Genomic DNA, 19347 nt, shown 5'->3' on the forward strand with positions numbered 1-19347 from the left:
CAACGCTGTGGAGAGGACCTGGGATGCCTGAGCGTGAGCGGGCGCTGCAAAGCCTGCAGAGCACTCCGCGTGACGTCGGCCCGAGCGCCGACGACCTGCTCGCCCTGGTCGCACGGGGCGACGAGGCCGCGTTCGAGCGGCTCTACGACGTGGTGTCCGGCTCGGTGTTCGGGCTGATCAGACGGGTCGTCCGGGACCAGGCGCAGTCGGAGGAGGTGTTCCAGGAGGTGATGCTCGAGGTGTGGCGGACGGCGACCAGGTTCGATCCGGGCCGCGGCACCGCGACCGCCTGGATCCTCACGCTGACGCACCGCAGAGCCGTCGACAGGGTCCGGTCCGCGCAGGCCGCGACCCATCGCGAGGACCGCGCGGCACGGCTGGATCCGGCCAGGCCGTTCGACGAGGTGAGCGAACAGGTCGACGGACGGCTCGAACAACGCCAGGTGCGCCGGTGCCTGAGCTTCCTCACCGGCCTGCAGCGGGAGTCCGTCCTGCTCGCCTACTACCAGGGCTACTCCTATCCGGAGGTCGCGAGCCTGCTGGGCATCCCGCTCGGCACGGTCAAGACCAGGATGCGGGACGGCCTGATCAGACTCCGAGACTGCATGGGGGTGACCGGATGAGGACGACATCCGCGGATCTGCACACGCTCACCGGTGCCTACGCCGTGAACGCGTTGTCCGGCACGGAACGCGCCGCGTTCGAGGCGCACCTGCCGCACTGCGAGTCGTGCTCGCTGGAGGTGGCCGAGCTGGCCGCGACCGCCGCACGGCTGGGTGCCGCCGTCGAGTCGCCGCCACCGCCGCAGCTGCGCGCCCGCGTGCTCGCCGCCGCGGCCGCGACGCGCCAGGTCTCCCCGCACGTCCCCGTCACCAAGCTCGCCGACCGCAGGAGACTCAGGTGGGCCGGCGGGCTGCTCGCCGCCGCCTGCCTCGCCGCGGTGGTCGTCGTGACCGTCCAGAACGTCGAGACGGCCGACGAACGCAGGCTGGCCCAGCTCTCCAGCGAGTACAGCCGGTTCTCGGACCTGCTGTCCACTCCGGACGCGAAGCTGATCAGCGGCACGGCACCGAACGGCGCCACCGGCACGGCCGTCATCTCGGCGAGCAGGGACGAGGCGTTGTTCCTCGCCAAGAACCTGCCGGCACCCGCCCAGGGCAAGACCTACCAGCTCTGGCTGATCGGCAGCGCCGGCGAACGCTCGGCGGGGCTCGTCGTGCCGGGTTCGGGGCCTACCGTGGTCACGGGACTGACGGGCGCCGAACGGGTCGCGCTCACGGTCGAACCGGCGGGCGGCTCGGAGCGACCCACGACGATTCCGGTGATGGCCATGAATCTCGCCTAGGGCCGCGCAACCAGGGCGGTCGTTGTCCGCAATCAGGTGCACCATGCCGCGCATGATCGGACGTTGGCACGGCCTGGTGATCGACTGCCCTGACCCGCGGGCCCTCGCGGAGTTCTACGAGAAGCTGCTCGGCATGGTCCGGGTGCAGGACGACGACGGCTGGGTCGTCATCGGTGACGCCCCGGACCGGCCCGGCGTGGCGTTCGCGCGCGTCGCCGGGTGGGTACCGCCGAACTGGCCGGACGAAACCGCGCACATGCACTTCGACGTGCGCGTGGAAGACCGGGAGGTCGCGGGCGAGCAGGTGCTGGAGCTGGGTGCGCGCAGGCTGCCCGGCGGTGGCGAGTCGTTCGACGTCTACGCCGACCCCGCCGGGCACCCCTTCTGCCTCGTGGCCTGGTGAGCTACTTCAACCGGGCGCGCATGACGTGCGCGTCCAACGGCAGCGCGTTCGTCTCGACGAGCTCGAACCCGGCCTCGGCGAGCAACGCGCGGTAGTGCGACTCGGTGCGCTCGCGGCCGCCGGTGTTGCACATCATGTGGATGTCCCAGGGGATCGCGAGCGAGTCGGCCCCACCCGTCTCGGGCAGGAGCCGTTCGATCACCAGGAGCTCGGCGTGCGCGGGCATGCTGCGCGCGCACGTCGCCAGGATCGTGCGGCACTGCTCGTCGTCCCAGTCGTGCAGCACGCGCGACAGCAGGTAGATGTCACCGGAGCCGGGCAACGCGCGGGTGAAGTCGCCGGGCACCAACGACACCCGGTCCGCGAGGTCGGCGAGGCGCGGTTCGGCGGCCACCAGCGCGTTCGGCAGGTCGAGCAGCACCCCGCGCAACGCCGGGTTCGCGTGCAGCACCCGGGAGAGCAGCTCGCCGTTGCCCCCGGCCACGTCCACGACCGTGCGCGCACGGGAGAAGTCGACGACCTTGGTGACGCCGGTGAACATGGCGTTGCTCGCGGCCATGGACCCGTGGAACAGCTCGGCCAGTGCGGGATCACCCGCCATGTGCGCGAAGTGGTGCGCCCCGAAGGCTTTCGCGTACGACTCCTCGCCGCTGCGCACGGACTCGGTGAGCTCCGCGAACGACCGGTAGAACGGCCCGCCGTACATCAGCGCCAGCGGGCGCATCGACCCGGTGAGGTCCGAGCGCAGCAACGCGCCGAGGTCGGTGAGGGCGTACCGCTCGCCGGACACGTGCACGACGCCGAGCGAGGCCAGGTAGCGCAGAAGCCTTGCCAGGCTGTGGGGTTCGGTGCCGGTGGCGGCCGCGAGACCGGGCAGGTCCTCGAACGTCGCGAGGTGGTCGAGCAGCATCAGCTCGGCCGCGGTCGCGATGGCCTGCGTGGCCCACGCGCCGGTCAGCAGGCGCAGCAGCTCGGTGCCGGCGCAGGACTCGCGCTGGTGCACGGCCTGCAGCTGCGGGAACCGGCCCGCCGCGATCAGCTCCAGGCGGCGGAACGCGGTGTCGGCGCTGAGCTCGTCGCGGAAGTAGAGGACGGAGTTGTTCTCGTAGCCGTTGTAGCCGCCGCCGTCCGGGCGCATCACGCCGGCGATCATCGTGCGCAACCCGCGCAGCAGCACCGGGTCCGGCCTGCGCACGGCCAGCGCGACGTGGTTCTCGTGCTGGTGCCGGCGTTCGTCCTCGGCGATGTGCGCCAGCTCCGGCGGCGTCACCATCACGAAGATCTCCAGCTCGCACGGCCAGCCGTTGCGGTCGGGCACGGGCGCGCGCAGGATGCCGACGTTCAGGTCGGCGACGGGCACGGAGTAGCGAGCGCTCAGGCGTTCGCGGACGACGACGCTCGGGGTCATCGTGCCGACCTGGAGGCCGAGGCGCGCGAGCTCGTCCGTGAGCCCCACCAGGGTTTCCGGGAAGATCAGCAACGCGGCGTGGTCCAGGGACGCGTGCCGCGTCACGGCGACGCGCTGGTCCTTCGGCAGCGACGGCACGGCGGCGGCGAGCGCGGTGTGCGTGTCGTGCCTGCCGATGAGGGAGATCGCGGCGGTCAACCGGCCGAGGTCGGCAGCGGCGATGACGGGTGTTGTGGTCGAGATCATGGTGACGGTTCCCGGTGGCTCAGATGCCGACGTAGTGCTCGGCGAAGAAGTTCTGGTGGGCGCGGCAGTCGCGCAGGCTGTGCAGCCGGGCGCGCCGCAGAGCGCGGTGGAAGTCGTCGTCCGGCGCGTGCAGGAGGTCGATCATCCAGCGCGAGAACTCCTGCGCCCGCCAGACGCGGGGCAGGCAGGTGCGCGAGTACCCGGCCAACGGCCGTTCGTCGTCGCGCAGCAGAGCGGAGGTGAACGCGGACGCCAGCACCTCGGCCTCCATGATCGCCAGGTTGGCGCCCTTGGCGGCGGACGGGCTGATGTGGCTCGCCGCGTCACCGACGAGGAACACCCTGTCGTGCTGGATCGGGTCGACGACCTCGGAGCGCAGTCGCACGATCCGGCGTTCGGTGATCGGGCCCTCCTTGAGCTGCCCGAAGTCGTCGACGCGCAGCCGGGTGCGCAACGCGGCCCAGACGCGTTCGTCGGTCCAGGTCTCCGCGTCGTCGCCGGGATGCACCTGGAGGTAGTAGCGCGTCACCTCGGGGCTGCGCGCCATGTGGCCCGCGAAGCCGTCGTCGTGGATCGCGTACGTCACCGCGGTCATGCTCTGCGGTGCCTCGGCGAGCACGGCGAGCCAGCTGATGCCGTGGTCCTGGGAGAAACGCCGGCCCGCCACCGCCGTGCGCGAGATCCCGTTGCTCCCGTCGCACCCGGCCAGGAACCGGCCGCTGACCACGCCGTCGCCCTGCTCGTCGCGGTAACGGATCGTGGCGGTGCCGGAATCCACGCCGGTGACGGTGGCGCCGAACCGGATCTCGCCGCCGCGGTCCAGGTACTCCGCGACCAGGTCCGTGACGAGGTCCTGTTGCGGGTAGACGGTGTGCACCTCACCCCGTCCGAGAGCGGAGTAGTCGAGCTCGAACTCCCCGTCCTCGCCCCGGAAAGCGCAGACACCGTGCGACTGTCCTTTGTGGAGCAATCCGGCGCCGAGCCCGTTCTCGATCAGTACGCGCGCACTGTTCGGACCCAAAAAGCCTGCCCTGGCGCGGGTTTGCACCTGTGCCCGACTTGCCCGTTCGACGACGAGGGTCCGAATCCCTTGTGCCTGCAACAAGTTGCCTAACACGAGCCCCGCCGGCCCCGCGCCCGCGATGAGCACGGTGGTGTGGTCGACCACGCCTGTTGGTCCTCTCTACCGATCAATTTCGGCAGCACTGGACAACACCGTCGCGGGCGCGCGCGTGCGGCTCGCCGAAGATGAAGATCATGATCACTCCATCGTGTCCGTGCGGAACTGCCCGGTACCGGTTTCGTTGCTGCCGCACGCATTTCGTAACGACTTCATCGGCCGTGCATGACTTCGTCGCCGCCATCAGGCATTCTGCGCAAATGGTGCTTCGCCCGGCGAGCGACTTCGCCCAGCTGTCCAGCCTGATCAAGCAGGCCGGACTCCTCGAACGACGACGCGGCTACTACTACGCCCGCATCGGGGTGAACCTCGCGGTCTACGCGGCGGCCTGGGTGGCGTTCGCGCTGCTGGGCGACTCGTGGTGGCAGCTCCTGGTGGCGGCCGTGCTCGCGGCGATGACGACGCAGCTCGCATTCATCGGCCACGACGCGGGCCACAAGCAGATCTTCGCGTCGCGCCGGTGGAACGAGGTCGTCGGCTACGTCCACAGCGGCATCGTCGGCGTCAGCTACGACTGGTGGGTCGGCAAGCACAACCGCCACCACGCGAACCCGAACCACGAGGACGAGGACCCGGACGTCGACATCTCGGTGCTGGCGTTCACCCAGCGGCAGGGCGAGGCGAAGAGCGGCGTGCTGCGCTGGATCGCCGCCCGCCAGGCCTTCCTGTTCTTCCCGCTGCTGCTCCTCGAAGGCTTCGCGCTGCACTGGCACTCGATCCGGCACTCCGGCCGGGAGCGGATCGTGATGATCGCGAACGTCGTGGTGTACCTCGCGGTCGTGTTCTGGGTGCTCTCCCCCGTCTACGCCATCGCGTTCGTCCTGGTGCACCAGGCGTTGTGGGGCTTCTACATGGGATGTTCGTTCGCCCCCAACCACAAGGGCATGCCGGTGCTGTCGGCCGGGCACACGCTCGACTTCCTGCGCAAGCAGGTGCTGACCTCGCGCAACATCCGCGGCGGCTGGTTCACCGACGTCCTGCTGGGCGGGCTGAACTACCAGATCGAGCACCACCTGTTCCCGAGCATGCCCCGGCCCGCGCTGCGGCACGCGCAGGTGATCGTCTCCACCTTCTGCGAGCAGCGGGGCATCTCCTACGCCCAGTGCGGCCTGTTCCGGTCGTACGGCTACGTGCTGGAGCACCTGCGCGAGGTCGGGGCCACGTTGTCCGAAACTGGACAGAGGTCGGTCAAAACCCCCGCCTGACCCCACCCGCGCTGCTTTCCTCGGTTCGGCAGATCGAACTGGGGAGTTCACATGCACAAGAGGCTATTTGGCGTGCTCACCGCAGGTGTAGCACTCGCTCTGGTGGCCGGGGGACAGTCCGCGGCGGAGCCCTTGGCGACGCCGATCCAGCCCGACCCGATGCTCGCGTTCCTACCCGCCGAGGCGCAGGTCGACTGGGCGGCGGTGCAGCGCGGGCGGGAGGCCCGCAAGCAGAACCGCGCACAGGTGTCGTCGAAGCGGGGCGCGGGTCAGCCGCTGACCTACACCGAGAAGGAGACCGGGCAGGGCGCCAACGACGCGCCCTCCAGGGCCGAGCACGTGGCCGGGTTCGGCACCGGCAGGGGCAGGAACCCGAAGCTCACCATCACCGGCGGCCTCGCGGGCGACCCGGCGATCCCGGTCGCCCAGCCGTTCGCCGAGACCAACGACGCCATCCCGCTCGCGAGCGCGGTCACCTCGCCGCTGAAGACCAGCGGCAGGATCGGTGACGGCCCGCACGGCAGCGGCGGCACCCGCACCGGCGACCACGACTTCTACAAGCTGTCCGGGGGCACGGCGAACCGGACCGTCGTCGTCACGACCGACACGCCCACCGGCGACCTGGACACGGTGCTCGTCTCGTACGACGCGAACGGTCAGCTCCTGAACCAGAACGACAACCTCGCCGGGATCACCGACAGCAGGCTGCAGGTGGTCGTGCCCGCCGGTCAGGACGTCTACGTCCTCGTCACCTCGGCCGGTGCCGGCGGAATCCCGTCCGACCCGATGAAGCCCGGTACGGGCAAGCAGGTCCTCACCGAGGGCCCGTACGACGTCACGTTCACCGAGAACGAGCCTGACAAGGACTACTTCTCGGTCGACCTGAAGGCCGGTGACGTGCTCGGCGCGTCGGCGGCGGGCAAGGCCACCAGGGTCGTCGTCCACGACCCTGCCGGGCGTGAGGTCTTCGGTTCGTCGCAGGACTTCAGCTTCCTGTACGCGGACACGTCGCCGCTGCCCGCCGGCGGCAACGCCGTCGCGGACTTCGTGGCACCAAAGGACGGCCGCTACACCGTCGGCGCCGAGAACGGTGACGGCCGGTACGACATCACGGTCGAGGCCTACCGCCCCGGCTCCGAGCTGAACCCGCGGCCCGAGGTGCTCACGGTCTTCCTCGACTTCAACGGCGCCAGGGTCAACACCCGCGTCTTCAGCAACGAGCCGACGGCGGGCAACAAGGACCTTTCGCCGCTGAAGAAGTTCCTGCCCGGATGGGGCCTCACCGACGCCGACGAGAACAAGGTCGTCGACGGCGTGATCGCCACCGTGCGCGAGAACATCGAGAAGGACCTCGCCGCGAAGGGCACCAACAGGCGGTTCGGCGTGCGGATCCTGAACAGCCGCGACCACGCCGACCCGTGGGGTCAGCCGAACGTGAGCCGCGTCGTCGTCGGCGGCTCGATCGCCGAGTCCGGCATCGCAACGGTCGGCATCGCGCAGTCGATCGACGCGGGCAACTTCGGCAAGGAGGAGACCGCGCTGGTGCTGCTGGACATCCTCAGCGCCCCCGCCGCCCAGACCGGCACCTCGCTGAACCGCTACATCACGCCCGCCAGCGACAAGATCACGTTCATCGGCCGGGCGATCGGCAACATCGTGGCGCACGAGGCCGGTCACATGTCCGGCAGCTGGCACACCGACCAGTTCAACGCCCTCGACGCGATCATGGACCAGGGCGGCAACCCCAAGGGCATGTTCGGCGTGGGCCCGGACGCCGTCGGTGGCACGGCGGACGACGTGGACGTCGACTTCCACGAGGACGTGCTGAACCCCAACGAGGGCTTCACCGGTCTCGAGGACACCCTCAACCGCACGGCGTGGGGCTACACCAAGGGCGGCAACTGACGGTCCGATTCCCGCCAGACTCCCGGCCGTCGTTCCAGCAGGCTCGACGGCATGAGATCACTCGAGGGGAAAGCGGCTCTCGTCACCGGCGGGAGCCGCGGCATCGGGGCGGCGGTGGCTCGGAAGCTGTCCGAGCTCGGCGCCCTGGTCGCCGTGACGTACCAGAACACCAAGCCGGACAACGGTTTCGCGATCCGGGCGGACAGCGCCGACCCGGACGCCGTCGTGGCGGCGGTCGAGCAGACCGCCGTCCACTTCGGACGGTTGGACGTGCTCGTCAACAACGCGGCGGTCTTCCGGGTGGGACCGCTCGACGAGCTCGGCAGGGAGGAGTTCGACCACACCATGGCCGTGAACGTGCGCGCGCCGTTCCTCGCCGCGCGCGCCGCGGCGAAGCACATGGTGCACGGTGGCCGGATCATCAGCATCGGCAGCAACGTCGCCGTGCACGCGCCGTTCCCCGGCTTCGCCCTGTACTCGGCGAGCAAGACGGCGCTGATCGGGATGACGAAGGGGCTCGCGCGCGACCTGGGCCCGTTGGGCATCACGGCGAACGTCGTGAATCCCGGGCCGACCGACACGGACATGAACCCGGCGGACGGCCCGATGGCGGACGCGATCCGCGGCCTGACCGCGCTGGGGCGTTACGGGTCTGCGGAGGAGATCGCCGCGGTGGTCGCGGCTCTGGCCGGCGAGGCCGGTGCGTACGTCACCGGTGCCGGCATCAACGTCGACGGCGGTTTCACCGTCTGACGGTCACCACCCGACGGGCAGGGCGTGCACGCCGTAGATGTTCATGTCCGTCCTGAGCTTCACCTCGCGGGCCGGTACCGCGAGGTGCAGGCTCGGGAACCGGCGCAGCAGCCCCTCGAACCCGGCGCGCATCTCGATGCGGGCCAGCTGCTGGCCGAGGCACTGGTGCACGCCGTGCCCGAACGCCAGGTGGCCGCGGGCGTTGCGGTGCACGTCCAACGAGTCCCCGTTCTCGAACCGCGCCGGGTCGTGGTTGCCCGCCAGCAACGACAGCACCACCATCGAGCCCTCGCGGATCGTCTCCCCGAAGAACTCGATGTCCTCCGCCGCGTACCGGAAGAAGATGTCGCCGACCGCGAGGTAGCGCAGCAGTTCCTCGACGGCGTCGGGGATCAGCTCCGGTCGCTCGCGCAGCCCCGCGAGCTGGTCCGGGTGCTCCAGCAACGCGAAAGTGCCCAGCGCCAACATGTTCGCGGTCGTCTCGTGGCCCGCGAGCAGCAGCAGGAACGCCATGCCCGTGAGTTCCTCGAGACTCAGGTCCTCGTCCTTCGCCAGGTCCGACAGCAGGTCGTCGGCCGGTTCCGCGCGCTTGGCGGCGCACAGCTCGTACAGGTACGTGTTCATCGCCATGTACGCGGCCATCTTGTCCTCCAGGTTCACCTGCCTCTCCATGAACTTCGAGGAGTTGTGCTGGAAGCTGTCGCGGTCGGCGTACGGCACGCCGAGGATCTCGCAGATCACCAGTGACGGCACGGGAAGCGCGAACGCCTGCACGAGGTCGACCGGCGGGGTGAGCGCCGCCAGTTCGTCCAGCTGCCGTTCGGTGATCTCGTGGATGCCCTCTTCCAGGGCCTTCATCCGCCTGACCGTGAACGCCCCGGTGAGCTTGCGGCGCAACCGGGTGTGGTCCGGCGGGTCCATGGCGATGAACAGGCCGGGCGTCTGCGGGACGGGTTCGGTCATCTCGGGCATGCCCGGCGTCGGGAACGGCACGTGGATGATGCCGAGGTCCTGCCGGCTGCTGAACCTGGTGTCGGACAACGCCTGCCGGACGGCTTCGTAGCCGGTGACGAGCCACCCCTCGTGGCCGTCGGGGAAGAGCATCGGGCTGACCGGACGCGACGCGCGCACCCTGGTGATCTCGCCGGGCGGGTCGAACGGCGTGACGTCGCGATCCATGGGAAGACCGTGCAACATCGGGGTTTCTCCTTCAGCGGGTGGATTCGCGGTTGAAGAGCTTCTTGGACCAGAGGTAGCCGCCGAGGCCGATGACGACGCACCAGGCGAAGGCGATGTAGCCGCTGTTGCCGATCGGCGTGCCCATCAGCAACCCGCGCAGGGCGTCGATGAACGGCGTGAACGGCTGGTACTCGGCGAACCACCGCAGCACCGTCGGCATCGAGTCGGTGGGCACGAAACCGTTGCCGAAGAACGGGAGCAGGATCAGCGGCAGACCGACGTTGCTGGACGACTCGACGGACTTGCTGACCAGGCCGAGCGCGGCGGAGAACCAGATCAGCGCGAACGACATGCCCACCAGCAGAGCCGCGATCACGAGCCACTCCAGCGCGCTCGCCTGCGGCCGGAACCCGATCGCGACGGCGATGCCGAACACGAACGTCATGGCGAGCAGGGTCTGCACGAGGCTGCCCACGACGTGTCCTGTCAGGACGGACACCCGCGCGATCTTCATGGTGCGGAAGCGGTCGACGATGCCCTCGGTCATGTCCATCGCGATCGAGATGCTCGTGCCCTGCACGGCCGCGGTGATCGACATCAGGATGATCGTCGGCGTCACGTAGTTGAGGTACTCGGCCCTGCCGCCGCTCGGGCCGCCGAGGCCCGCGCCGAGCGTGCCGCCGAAGACGTAGACGAACAGCAGCAGGAACACGACCGGCATGATCAGCAGCTGGAACGTGAGCGACGGGTAGCGGATCATCCGCTTGAGGTTGCGGCGGACCATCGTCGCCGAGTCGGTCAGGACGTAGCTCATGACTGGGTCACCTTGTCCGGAGTGCCGGTGAGGGCGAGGAAGACGTCGTCGAGGTCGGGCGTGTGGGTGCTGAGCGAGTCGACCTGCACGGCATTGGCGTCGAGGTGGTCGAGCAACGCCTTGAGCGAGCGCACGCTGCCGTCGCTCGGCACGCGCAGGGAGAGCGCCTCGCCGTCGCGGGTGGCGTCGCGGACGACCCTGAGCGCGGCGTCGACGTGCGCCGGGTCGTGGAACTGCAGCAGGACGTGCCCGCCGGGGATGCGGCGCTTGAGCTCGTCCGCGGTGCCCTCGGCGACGATCCTCCCGTGGTCCAGCACCGCGATCCGGTCGGCGAGCTCGTCGGCCTCCTCCAGGTACTGGGTGGTCAGGAAGATCGTGATGCCGCTCGCGACCAGGTCGCGCACGATGCCCCACATGGTGCGGCGGCTGCGCGGGTCGAGGCCGGTGGTCGGTTCGTCGAGGAAGATCACCTGCGGCGTCCCGACCAGCGTCATGGCGAGGTCGAGCCTGCGCCGCATGCCGCCCGAGTAGGTGTGGGCGGACTTGTCGGCCGCGTCCACCAGGTCGAACTGCTCCAGCAGGTGGTCCGCCTTGCGCCTGCCCTCGGCCTTGCCGAGGTGGTGCAGGTCGGCCATGAGCTTGAGGTTCTCGCGACCCGTCATGAGGTTGTCGACGGCGGAGAACTGGCCGGTGACCCCGATGGCGGCGCGCACGGAGTCGGGGTCGGCCGCCACGTCGTGCCCCGCGACGGACGCGCTGCCGCCGTGCGCCGCGATCAGCGTGGAGAGGATCTTGACGGTGGTGGTCTTGCCGGCGCCGTTCGCACCGAGCAACGAGAAGACGGTGCCGCGCTGGACGTTCAGCTCGACGCCCTTGAGCACCTCGGTGTCGCCGTACGAGCGGCGCAGGCCGGTGGCCGTGATCGCGTTCATGTCCTGTCCCCTCAGGCCCGGCGCACGGCGATGTCGCCGAAAGCGGTGTGAGCGGTGACCTTCACGGTCTGCGCGGCGTTGCCGGGACCGTCGCTGCCTTCGAGCGTGTTGCTGACCCGGCCGAACGAGGTCTTGGCATCGATCCACGCGGCGGTGCCGTGGGCGATGCCGAGCTCGATGCCGCCCATCGCGGTGTTCAGCGTGACGGTGTCCTTCACGACCTCGCCGACCTCGATGGATCCCATCGCGGTCCGCGCCTCCACCAACGCCTCGGCGCGCTCGACGTTGATGTCGCCGTTGGCCGAGCGGGCCCGCAGGTCGCCCTCGACCGTGCCGACGTCGATGTGGCCGTTGGAGTTCTTGACGACCAGCGCGCCGCGGACCGTGCCGACGCGGAGGTGCCCGCTGCCGGTCTTGACCTCGGCGTTGCCGTCGACCGCGCCGACCTTGACCTGGCCGGCGCCGGTGTCGGCCTTCAACGCGCCGGTGCGGTCGAGGTGGATGTTGCCCGCGGACATGTCGACCTCGGTCACGCCGAGCACACCGCTGGTGCGCACGCTGCCCGCCGTCACGTCGAGGTCCACTTTGGACCCGGTCGGCAGCTCGATCGTGATGTCGACCGACCTGGTCTTCTTGGAGAAGTCGAACGTGCGCTTCGGCCCGCGCACCATCAGCGTGCCGTCGCCGTAGTCGACGGTGGTCTTGCGCGCGGCGTCGACGTCGGACGAGTCGTGCGCGTCGGACGGCCGCACGTCGACCGTCGTGGTGGCGCGGTCGGTCGCGACGATCTGGACGTGGCCCGCGTAGACGTCGAGCAGGACGGAGATCGGTTCCGGCGTGTCGTAAGAAGGCATGGCTGTCCCCTCAGAAGGTGTCGGTGGTGCATCCCCGCAGGTCGGGGCGAAGTGGTGCGAGAGCAGGTGTTAGCGGACCCAGCCGACGAAACGCGTCGAGCCGGTGATCTCCGACGTGATGGCCTCGGCGAGGGTCTCGCGCTTCGGGCTCAGCTGAGCGGTCGCGGCGCGCACGAGCCAGGCGTTGACCGAGCGGCCCTCCTTGGCCGCCGCCTCGTCGATCGCGGCCTTGAGCGGCTCTGGCAGCCGGACGTTGATCCGCACGGTGCTGCCGTCGTCGAAGCTCGCGGCGACGTCCTCGGCGGGCGCCGCGGGGGTGGGTTCCGGCGTGACGGCGGGTGCCGGCGGCACCTGGCGCGACACGACGAACTTCGGGTCACGGCCCCGCAGCAGCACCTGCACCGAGTCCGGTGCGAGGTCCGCGGTGATCTCGTCGGCGGCCGCGGACAACGCTTCGAGCAGCGCCAGCCGGATCGCCGACTCCATCGTCACGGTCAACCGCTCGACCAGCGCGCTCGCTTCGTCGCCGCCGGTCTCGACGGCGGTCAGCAGCTCGCGGCCGAGGGAAGCCACATACGGGGTCAGATCCATGGCACCACTATGGCACACGGTGGCACCACCGGCAAGCAATTCTGGCTCAACGTGGCATCATTCTGGCTCACTGCAGGTCAGGGCAAGTGCGGTGCGGTTTCGAGAGGTGCGAGGGCAGGCCGCTGACACAGCAAAGAGCCATCACGGCTCCGGGATGGCACCGCGATGGCTCAGATGAAGCACTGGTGGCTCAGGCGAGCGCGGCCTCGAACGCCGCGAACGTCGGCGTGCCCTTCGCGCGGTCCAGCACCGCGAACACCACGTGCTCGAAGTACCGGTTCTCCCGCAACGCCACCGCGAAGATCCGCGCCACCGCCTCGGGCTCGTTGCCGAACACACCGCACCCCCACGCGCCCAGCACCAGCCGCCGGTGCCCGTGCGACGCCGCCACGTGCAGCACCCGGACGGCCCGGCGCAGCAACGCGGCCTCGATGCCGTCGGCGCGTTCCGGCTGGTTGCGCAGGATCGCCGTGCGGTTCGGCGCGGCGGCGGTGAGGAACGAGACCTCGTACGGCCGCGGCAGCAGGGCACCCCTGTCGTCCTTGAAGACCGGGACGCGCGGCGAGTAGATCACGCGGTCGGTGTAGGTCAGGTCCTCGTGGGCGCGGTGGTGGGCGTAGAAGTCGCCGGCCGCGCGCAGGCTGAGGTAGAGCGCCGATCCCCTGGCGACGCTCTCCTCCTGCGCCTGCGCGCCGTTCAGGAAGCCACCGCCGGGGCTGCGGGCCGAGGCGAACACCAGGGCGGCGACCTCGCCACCCAGCCGCCGTGTCGCGTCCAAAGTGGACTCGTTGGTCACGTCGACCCGCACCTGGTCGGCCCGCGAGGGCAGCGGGAGCACCTCGTCCGGCAGGTGCAGGCGGGTTCCGGCGACGGCCGGGGCGACGACGACGGGCACCTCGCCCGCCGGGGTGGTGTAGGAGCCGCGCTCCGCGATGGCGACGGTGTCGTGGGCGATGGCTCGCAACCTGCTGCTCATGATGTGCCGAGTGTGACCGGCGGCGAGCAGGTGGCCAAGCGAGTTAAATCCGGGCGTAGACCTCGGCCACGGCGGCGAACGCCTCCTTCGGCTCCCAGGTGCCGTCGTCGAGGACCTTCACGATGCCGGGGCCCGCCATGTCGAGGTCGCGGCTCGGGTCGTCCGGCCGGTGCGGATGGCTGGCCAGGGCGAACAGGTAGACGAACGCCGCGTCGACACCGGTCTCCTCGAACGTCTCCAGCACCTCGCGCAGGTAGGTGGCCTGCTCGGTCTCGTCGCGGACGTGGCCGGGCAGGACGCGCACCGCACGGCCGGACGAGTCGTGCTCGACGATCTCCATGCTGCGCGGCGCGACGGCTCCCGAACCACGCCACGCCGCCGTGCCGAAGCCGGTGATGGCGACCGGTTTGCCCTGCGCCACCACGTTCCTGATGCTCTCCGCGTACACGTCGGCGACCTCGGCCGAGCGGATCAGCTCGAACGCCTTGATGTCGAACAGGTCCCAGTCGGGGTTCTCGAACGGGATGCACGCGTAGGTGACGGGACCGCCGAAGTGCTGCCGCACCGCGGAAACGGCCGACGCCAGGAACTCGCGCAGCCGCTCACCGGCCTCCCGCATGCGTTCCGGTTGCCCCAGCAGCTGCCCCACCCGGCCGAGCACGTCGTCGCCGGGCAGGAAACCCGGGTTCATGACGCTGAGCTCCACCCCCGTCACGAACACCACCTCGGCGCCGCGGGACCGGACCCGCTCGGCCCGCACCGCGCAGTCGGTGAACAGCGCCAGGATCCCGTCGGGCGTGAGCTCCAGCGGGTAGGGCGAGAACCAGACCTCCAGCCCCAGGCCGGCGGCGATCTCCGCGGCCCGCTCCAGCCGTTCCGGATCACCGCCGACGAGGTGGACGGCGGTGCAGTGCAGGTCGTCCCTGATCACGGTCAGGTCCCGCCGGACGGCGTCGAGGTCGAACTTCGGGACGGAGATCTCTCCGTGGCGCACGAAACCGGTGTCGTACGCGATGCCTTTGGCGCGCATGCCTCAGAGACTAGGCGCGAAAAGTGCGTGCACGCAAGTTTGCGTGGACGAATCCTTACGAAGGCCAGACCAGCAGCACCGGACAAGGAGCGTGGTCGACCACGAACCGGGTAGCCGGGCCGAGGCTGCGCGGACCGGCGTGCGACACGTCCCTGTCGCGGCACAGCACCAGCAACGACGCGCCCTCCGCCGCCGCGACGACCTCGTGCTCCACCCGCCCGACCCGCGTCCGCACCTCGCACGGCACCCCGAGGCGTTCGGCGGCGGCCGCCAGCAGCCGCGTCGAGTGGCCGGCGGCGAGGTCGTCCAGGCGCGTGCCGGGGTCCAGCGACGAACGCCCGAACAGCCCGGCGAACGCACCGTGCGCCGCACCTGGCACGTCGTGGTCGCTGACGTGCAGCAACACGAAGTCCGCACCCTCGTACCCGCGGGCCGCGTCGACGCAGTCCTGCCAGGTGTCGTCGGCGATCCACACGACCACCGTCATGGTCATCCTCCGATCAGCTGCAGGGACGCCCACAGTGCCACGACCGCGCCGACCAGGGTGGCAGGCACGGCGAGCAGCCCGAGCTTCGTGAACTCCGCCAGGTTCACCTCGGTGTCGTGGTCGTGCACGATCCGCCGCCACAGCAACGTCGCGAGCGACCCGGCGTAGGTGAGGTTCGGCCCGAGGTTCACGCCGAGCAGCACCGCCAGCACCACCCCCGGTCCGAACGGCGCCACCAGCGGCAGCAGCACCAGCACCGCGGGCAGGTTGTTGATCACGTTCGCGAGCACGGCGGCGACCGCGGCCACCCCGAGCAGCGCGAGCAGCCCGGTGCCGTCCGGGATCGCGTGCCGCAGCACGTCGTCGAGGCCGTTGTCGACCACCGCCCGCACCACGATCCCCAGCCCGAGCACGAACGCCAGGAACGGCAACGAAGTCGCCTTCACGACCTTGCCGACCGTCGTCCGCTTGAGCACCAACGCCCGGCCCGCCATCACGAGCGCACCCGCGCAGGCCGCCCACGCCGGGTCGACGCCGGTGGCCGACGCGACCACGAACCCGACCAGCGTGAGCCCGACGACGGTCAGCGCGAACACCGGCAGTTCGGGGACGGGCTGCGACAACGGCGCGTGCACCGGCGCGTCCAGGTCGGTGCGGAAGAACCGCCGGAACACCAGGTACTCCAGCCCGATCGCCACCACCCACGGCAACGCCATCAGCGCCGCGAACCGCGTGAAGCTCAACCCGCTGGACGCGAACGCCAGCAGGTTCGTCAGGTTCGACACCGGCAGCAGCAGCGACGCGCTGTTGGACAGGTGCGTGCACGCGTAGACGTGCGGCTTCGGCCGAACACCCAGCTGTGCGGCCGTGGCGAACACGACGGGCGTCAACAACACGACCGTCGCATCCAGACTCAACACCGCCGTCGTCACCGACGCCGTGACGAACACACCGCCCAGCAACGTCCGCGGCCGCCCGCCCGAGGCACGCGCCATCCACGTGCCGCACGCGTGGAAGAGCCCCTCGTCATCGCAGAGCTGGGCCAGCACGAGGATCGCGGCCAGGAACCCGATCACGGGTCCCAGCCGCACCGCCTCGTCCACGGCGTGCTCGACCGGCAGCACCCCGGCGACCACGACCACCACAGCGGCCGGCACCGCCACGACGGCCTCGGGCCAGCCCCACGGTCTGACGACCGCGCACACCAGAACGGCCACCAGCAACAAAACGGACAGCGCGAGCACGGGAATCCTCCTGCGCCGGAAGGGATTCCCGGCCGCGCTGACTCTAGGTCCGCGGTATCGGCCGCGCGACCAGACTCATCTCACACCCCGCTAGCCCATCTTGGCGGCGGCGCTCTTGATCGCCTTGCGGATCCGGAAGTACGTGCCGCACCGGCAGACGTTCGCGATGCGGTCGATGTCCTCGTCCGTTATCTCCTTCTTCGTCCGGAGCAACGCCGCCGCGGCCATGATCTGCCCCGGCTGGCAGTAACCGCACTGCGCGACGTCCTGCTCCAGCCACGCCTCCTGGACCGGGTGCAGGTCGTCCCCGGACGCGAGCCCCTCGATCGTGGTGACCTCCTGTCCAGCGCACTCCCCGACGGGCGTGACGCACGGCTGGATCTCGGCCCCGTTCAGGTGGGACGTGCAGGCCCGGCAGACCCCGATGCCGCAGCCGAACTTCGGCCCGCGCACCCCGAGCTTGTCGCGCAGCACCCAGAGCAGCGCGAGGTCGGACGGAGCCTCGACGGTGACCTCGTCCCCGTTGACGACGAACGTGTAGGTGGGCATGACGCTCCTTCAGCGCGGGAACGGCTCGAAGTCGACCGGGAAGATGATCGGGAAGCTGCGCGGCACCACACCCGTCGCGCGGGCGTAGGCGTTGGCGATGGCACCGACCGCGGCCGGCACGCCCAGCTCCCCCGCCCCACCGGGTTCCCCGGTCGCCGGCATCACGTGGATCTTCACGTCGAGCGGCGCGTCCTTCTGCCGGGCGTAGTGGAACTGCGAGTAGGAGCCTTCCAGCGGCAGGCCCTTGTCGATGTGCAGACCGGCGCGCAACGTGGTGGAGATGGCATCGGTCAGCCCGCCGAGCATCTGCGCCTCCAGGCCGCGCGGGTTGATCGGGCGGCCGACGTCGACCGCGATCGTCGCCTTGACCACGCGTGGGTTCTTCGGGTCGCGGGCGTCGATCTCGACCAAGCAGGCGGTGCACGACTTGTACTCGTCGTGGAACGCGATGCCCTGCGCGAAGCCCTTCGGCATCGCCTTGCCCCACTGGCCCTCGTCGACGACCTTGTCGAGCACCGCGCGTTGCCGGGCGCTCTTCAGGAACTCGCGGCGGAACGCGACGGGGTCCTTGCCCATCTTCGCGGCGAGCTGGTCGACCAGGACCTCCTCGGCGCCACGGGTGTTGGCCGAGTAGACCGACCGCCACGAGCCGGTGTGCATGCGCAGCGGCACCTCGTTGAGCAACGACGTGACGACGCCGAAGTTGTACGGCACCTTGCACGTCGTGAGGAACACCGTCTGCGCGAACGACAGGTTGCCCGCGACCGGCAGCTTCGCGGCGGTGGCGGTGAGGATCTCGCCGAGGCCGTGCCGGAAGTCGGTCTCGACGGACGCGACGCGGTGCTCGAACGTCAGCACGTTGCCGAGCGCGAACGTCGCCCGCAGCTTGTGGTGGCTGGCCGCGCGGGCCCGGCCGTGCCGCATGTCGTCCTTGCGGTCCCACATGAGCTTCACCGGTCGCTTCAACGCCTTCGAGATCTGCGCGGCCTCGATCGCGGCGTCGAAGAACAGCCTGCGCCCGAACGACCCGCCGCCCTGCATGACGTGCACGGTCACCGCGGCCTCCGGCAGCCCGATGGCCGCCGCGATGGTCTGCCGCGCGACGATCGGCGACTTCAGCCCGGCCCAGATCACCGCACGGTCCTCGCGGACGTCCGCGATCGCCGAGTTCGTCTCCATCGGCGCGTGGCTGACGAACGCGAAGTCGAACTCCATGTCGACGTGCTGGGTCAGCAGCGGAGGCACCACGAACGGCAACGCGGCGGCCTTCAGCTTGTCGCGGATCTCCTTGTCCGACAACGCGTCGATCGTGCCGGGGTTCCAGGTGACCTTCAGCGCGTCGCGAGCCGCCATCGCCTGCCCGAACGTCTCGGCGACCACCGCGACGCCGGTCGGCACGACCCCGATGGCGAGCACACCGGGCATCGCCCGTGCCGCCGCCGAGTCGACCGACTTCACCGACCCGTTGATCGTGGGCGGGCGTCGCACGACCGTGGGCATGGCGCCCGGCACGTCCTGGTCGAGCGTGTACTTGAACTGACCGGTGACCATCGCGCGGGCGTCGATGCGCGACTGCGGGGTGCCGACGATCCGGTGTTGCGAGTCCGGTTTCGGTTGTGCCGCGAAGACTCCGGTGAGCTGCGCGGCCGCGGACGTCAGCAGGCCGTACAGGATCGGCCGCCCGTCCGGCAGGATCACCGCTCCGTCGCGTGTGGACAGTCGGTCGGCCGCCACGCCGTGCTGCTTCGCCGCCGCCGCGAGCAGTCTGGCGCGGGCGGCGGCCGCCGCCTGGCGGACCGGCCCGTAGACCGACCTCATCGTGTTGGAACCGCCGGTCAGCTGGTTCATCAGCAGCTCGGGCCGTGCGTCGGCCAAGGTCACCCGGACCTTGTCCAGCGCGAGGTCGAGCTCCTCCGCGACGAGCATCGCGCACGCCGTGGTGATGCCCTGACCGACCTCCGCACGCGGCAGGTCGAGGGTCACGACGCCGTCCTCGCCGACGCTGAGCACCGCGAGCGCGCCCGCCGTCGGAGTACCGGCCAGAATCAGGATGTCGCCGAGATCGAGGATCTCGGCCGGTTGCGGCAGCGTCGGGATGACGGCCTCGGCCGTACCGGGAACCGCGACGGTGAGCACCGGCGCGGCCACGAGGAACGTGAGGAACTGCCGACGACGAACCGGGACCCGCGTCTCGGGGACCGGGACTTCGTTGTCACAGGTCATGTACTCGTCAACGACATCCGGCG

General features: G+C 70.2%; 20 protein-coding genes. 7 read left to right on the plus strand and 13 right to left on the minus strand.

Features of this window, described 5'->3' with window-relative positions; all coding sequences use genetic code 11:
* Positions 1–23 precede the first annotated feature (23 nt).
* From sigK to ACQEU1_RS19340, 3 genes are read left to right on the plus strand one after another with little or no spacing between them, the layout of a single operon-like run.
* Complete coding sequence (gene sigK / locus ACQEU1_RS19330) at positions 24–623, plus strand: ECF RNA polymerase sigma factor SigK (RefSeq protein WP_433203315.1); 600 nt, start codon at positions 24–26, stop codon at positions 621–623.
* Entirely contained in the window at positions 620–1345 is a 726-nt protein-coding gene (locus ACQEU1_RS19335; protein WP_433203318.1) for an anti-sigma factor, read from the plus strand. Before sigK ends, ACQEU1_RS19335 begins: the two co-directional genes overlap by 4 nt.
* A gap of 52 nt (positions 1346–1397) precedes the next feature.
* Positions 1398–1748 carry a VOC family protein gene (locus ACQEU1_RS19340; RefSeq protein ID WP_433203321.1) on the plus strand — a complete coding sequence of 117 codons (351 nt, stop codon included), beginning with the start codon at positions 1398–1400 and terminating at the stop codon, positions 1746–1748.
* A gap of 1 nt (position 1749) precedes the next feature.
* Here the strand turns inward: ACQEU1_RS19340 and ACQEU1_RS19345 are convergent, their stop codons facing one another.
* Both ACQEU1_RS19345 and ACQEU1_RS19350 read right to left on the minus strand, forming a co-directional pair.
* Positions 1750–3402, minus strand: coding sequence for a methyltransferase (locus ACQEU1_RS19345; protein ID WP_433203324.1), 1653 nt, complete (start codon positions 3400–3402; stop codon positions 1750–1752).
* Between the two features lie 19 nt (positions 3403–3421).
* The gene (locus ACQEU1_RS19350; RefSeq protein WP_433203327.1) at positions 3422–4570 is read right to left on the minus strand and encodes a 4-hydroxybenzoate 3-monooxygenase; all 1149 of its coding nucleotides are present in this window, start codon (positions 4568–4570) and stop codon (positions 3422–3424) included.
* On the opposite strand from ACQEU1_RS19350, the gene ACQEU1_RS19355 reads away from it, so the two are divergent.
* The 4 genes from ACQEU1_RS19355 (at position 4545) to ACQEU1_RS19370 (ending at position 8445) form a co-directional block, all read left to right on the plus strand.
* Positions 4545–4751, plus strand: coding sequence for a hypothetical protein (locus tag ACQEU1_RS19355; RefSeq protein ID WP_433212011.1), 207 nt, complete (start codon positions 4545–4547; stop codon positions 4749–4751). The two genes, ACQEU1_RS19350 and ACQEU1_RS19355, sit on opposite strands and share 26 nt — an antisense overlap.
* A gap of 31 nt (positions 4752–4782) precedes the next feature.
* On the plus strand, positions 4783–5787 hold the full coding sequence (locus ACQEU1_RS19360; protein WP_433203330.1) for a fatty acid desaturase family protein: 1005 nt from the start codon (positions 4783–4785) through the stop codon (positions 5785–5787).
* Positions 5788–5859: 72 nt separating this feature from the next.
* Positions 5860–7692 carry a hypothetical protein gene (locus ACQEU1_RS19365; RefSeq protein ID WP_433203333.1) on the plus strand — a complete coding sequence of 611 codons (1833 nt, stop codon included), beginning with the start codon at positions 5860–5862 and terminating at the stop codon, positions 7690–7692.
* Positions 7693–7743: 51 nt separating this feature from the next.
* Positions 7744–8445, plus strand: coding sequence for an SDR family oxidoreductase (locus ACQEU1_RS19370; protein ID WP_433203336.1), 702 nt, complete (start codon positions 7744–7746; stop codon positions 8443–8445).
* 3 nt (positions 8446–8448) lie between these two features.
* Here ACQEU1_RS19370 and ACQEU1_RS19375 read toward each other — a convergent pair whose 3' ends face one another.
* The 11 genes from ACQEU1_RS19375 to ACQEU1_RS19425 form a co-directional block, all read right to left on the minus strand.
* Positions 8449–9624, minus strand: coding sequence for a cytochrome P450 (locus ACQEU1_RS19375; protein WP_433203339.1), 1176 nt, complete (start codon positions 9622–9624; stop codon positions 8449–8451).
* 31 nt (positions 9625–9655) lie between these two features.
* Complete coding sequence (locus tag ACQEU1_RS19380) at positions 9656–10438, minus strand: ABC transporter permease (RefSeq protein ID WP_433203342.1); 783 nt, start codon at positions 10436–10438, stop codon at positions 9656–9658.
* Positions 10435–11370 (minus strand): ATP-binding cassette domain-containing protein, encoded by a 936-nt coding sequence (locus ACQEU1_RS19385; RefSeq protein WP_433203345.1) that lies wholly within the window; start codon positions 11368–11370, stop codon positions 10435–10437. The genes ACQEU1_RS19380 and ACQEU1_RS19385 overlap by 4 nt, the downstream gene beginning before the upstream one ends.
* Positions 11371–11381: 11 nt before the next feature.
* Positions 11382–12224, minus strand: a complete 843-nt coding sequence (locus ACQEU1_RS19390; RefSeq protein ID WP_433203348.1) for a DUF4097 family beta strand repeat-containing protein — start codon at positions 12222–12224, stop codon at positions 11382–11384.
* Positions 12225–12293: 69 nt separating this feature from the next.
* Entirely contained in the window at positions 12294–12815 is a 522-nt protein-coding gene (locus tag ACQEU1_RS19395) for a ribbon-helix-helix protein, CopG family (protein WP_433203351.1), read from the minus strand.
* 190 nt (positions 12816–13005) lie between these two features.
* The gene (locus ACQEU1_RS19400) at positions 13006–13791 is read right to left on the minus strand and encodes a TIGR02452 family protein (RefSeq protein WP_433203354.1); all 786 of its coding nucleotides are present in this window, start codon (positions 13789–13791) and stop codon (positions 13006–13008) included.
* Between the two features lie 43 nt (positions 13792–13834).
* Positions 13835–14821, minus strand: a complete 987-nt coding sequence (locus ACQEU1_RS19405; protein WP_433203357.1) for a hypothetical protein — start codon at positions 14819–14821, stop codon at positions 13835–13837.
* Positions 14822–14876: 55 nt separating this feature from the next.
* Positions 14877–15308, minus strand: coding sequence for a universal stress protein (locus ACQEU1_RS19410; protein ID WP_433203360.1), 432 nt, complete (start codon positions 15306–15308; stop codon positions 14877–14879).
* 2 nt (positions 15309–15310) lie between these two features.
* On the minus strand, positions 15311–16552 hold the full coding sequence (locus tag ACQEU1_RS19415; RefSeq protein WP_433203363.1) for an SLC13 family permease: 1242 nt from the start codon (positions 16550–16552) through the stop codon (positions 15311–15313).
* Positions 16553–16642: 90 nt separating this feature from the next.
* Positions 16643–17101 carry a (2Fe-2S)-binding protein gene (locus ACQEU1_RS19420; protein WP_433203366.1) on the minus strand — a complete coding sequence of 153 codons (459 nt, stop codon included), beginning with the start codon at positions 17099–17101 and terminating at the stop codon, positions 16643–16645.
* A gap of 9 nt (positions 17102–17110) precedes the next feature.
* Complete coding sequence (locus tag ACQEU1_RS19425; protein ID WP_433203369.1) at positions 17111–19324, minus strand: molybdopterin cofactor-binding domain-containing protein; 2214 nt, start codon at positions 19322–19324, stop codon at positions 17111–17113.
* Positions 19325–19347: the final 23 nt, after the last annotated feature.

It is taken from the genome of Lentzea sp. CA-135723, from assembly GCF_050936595.1.
Taxonomy (GTDB): domain Bacteria; phylum Actinomycetota; class Actinomycetes; order Mycobacteriales; family Pseudonocardiaceae; genus Lentzea.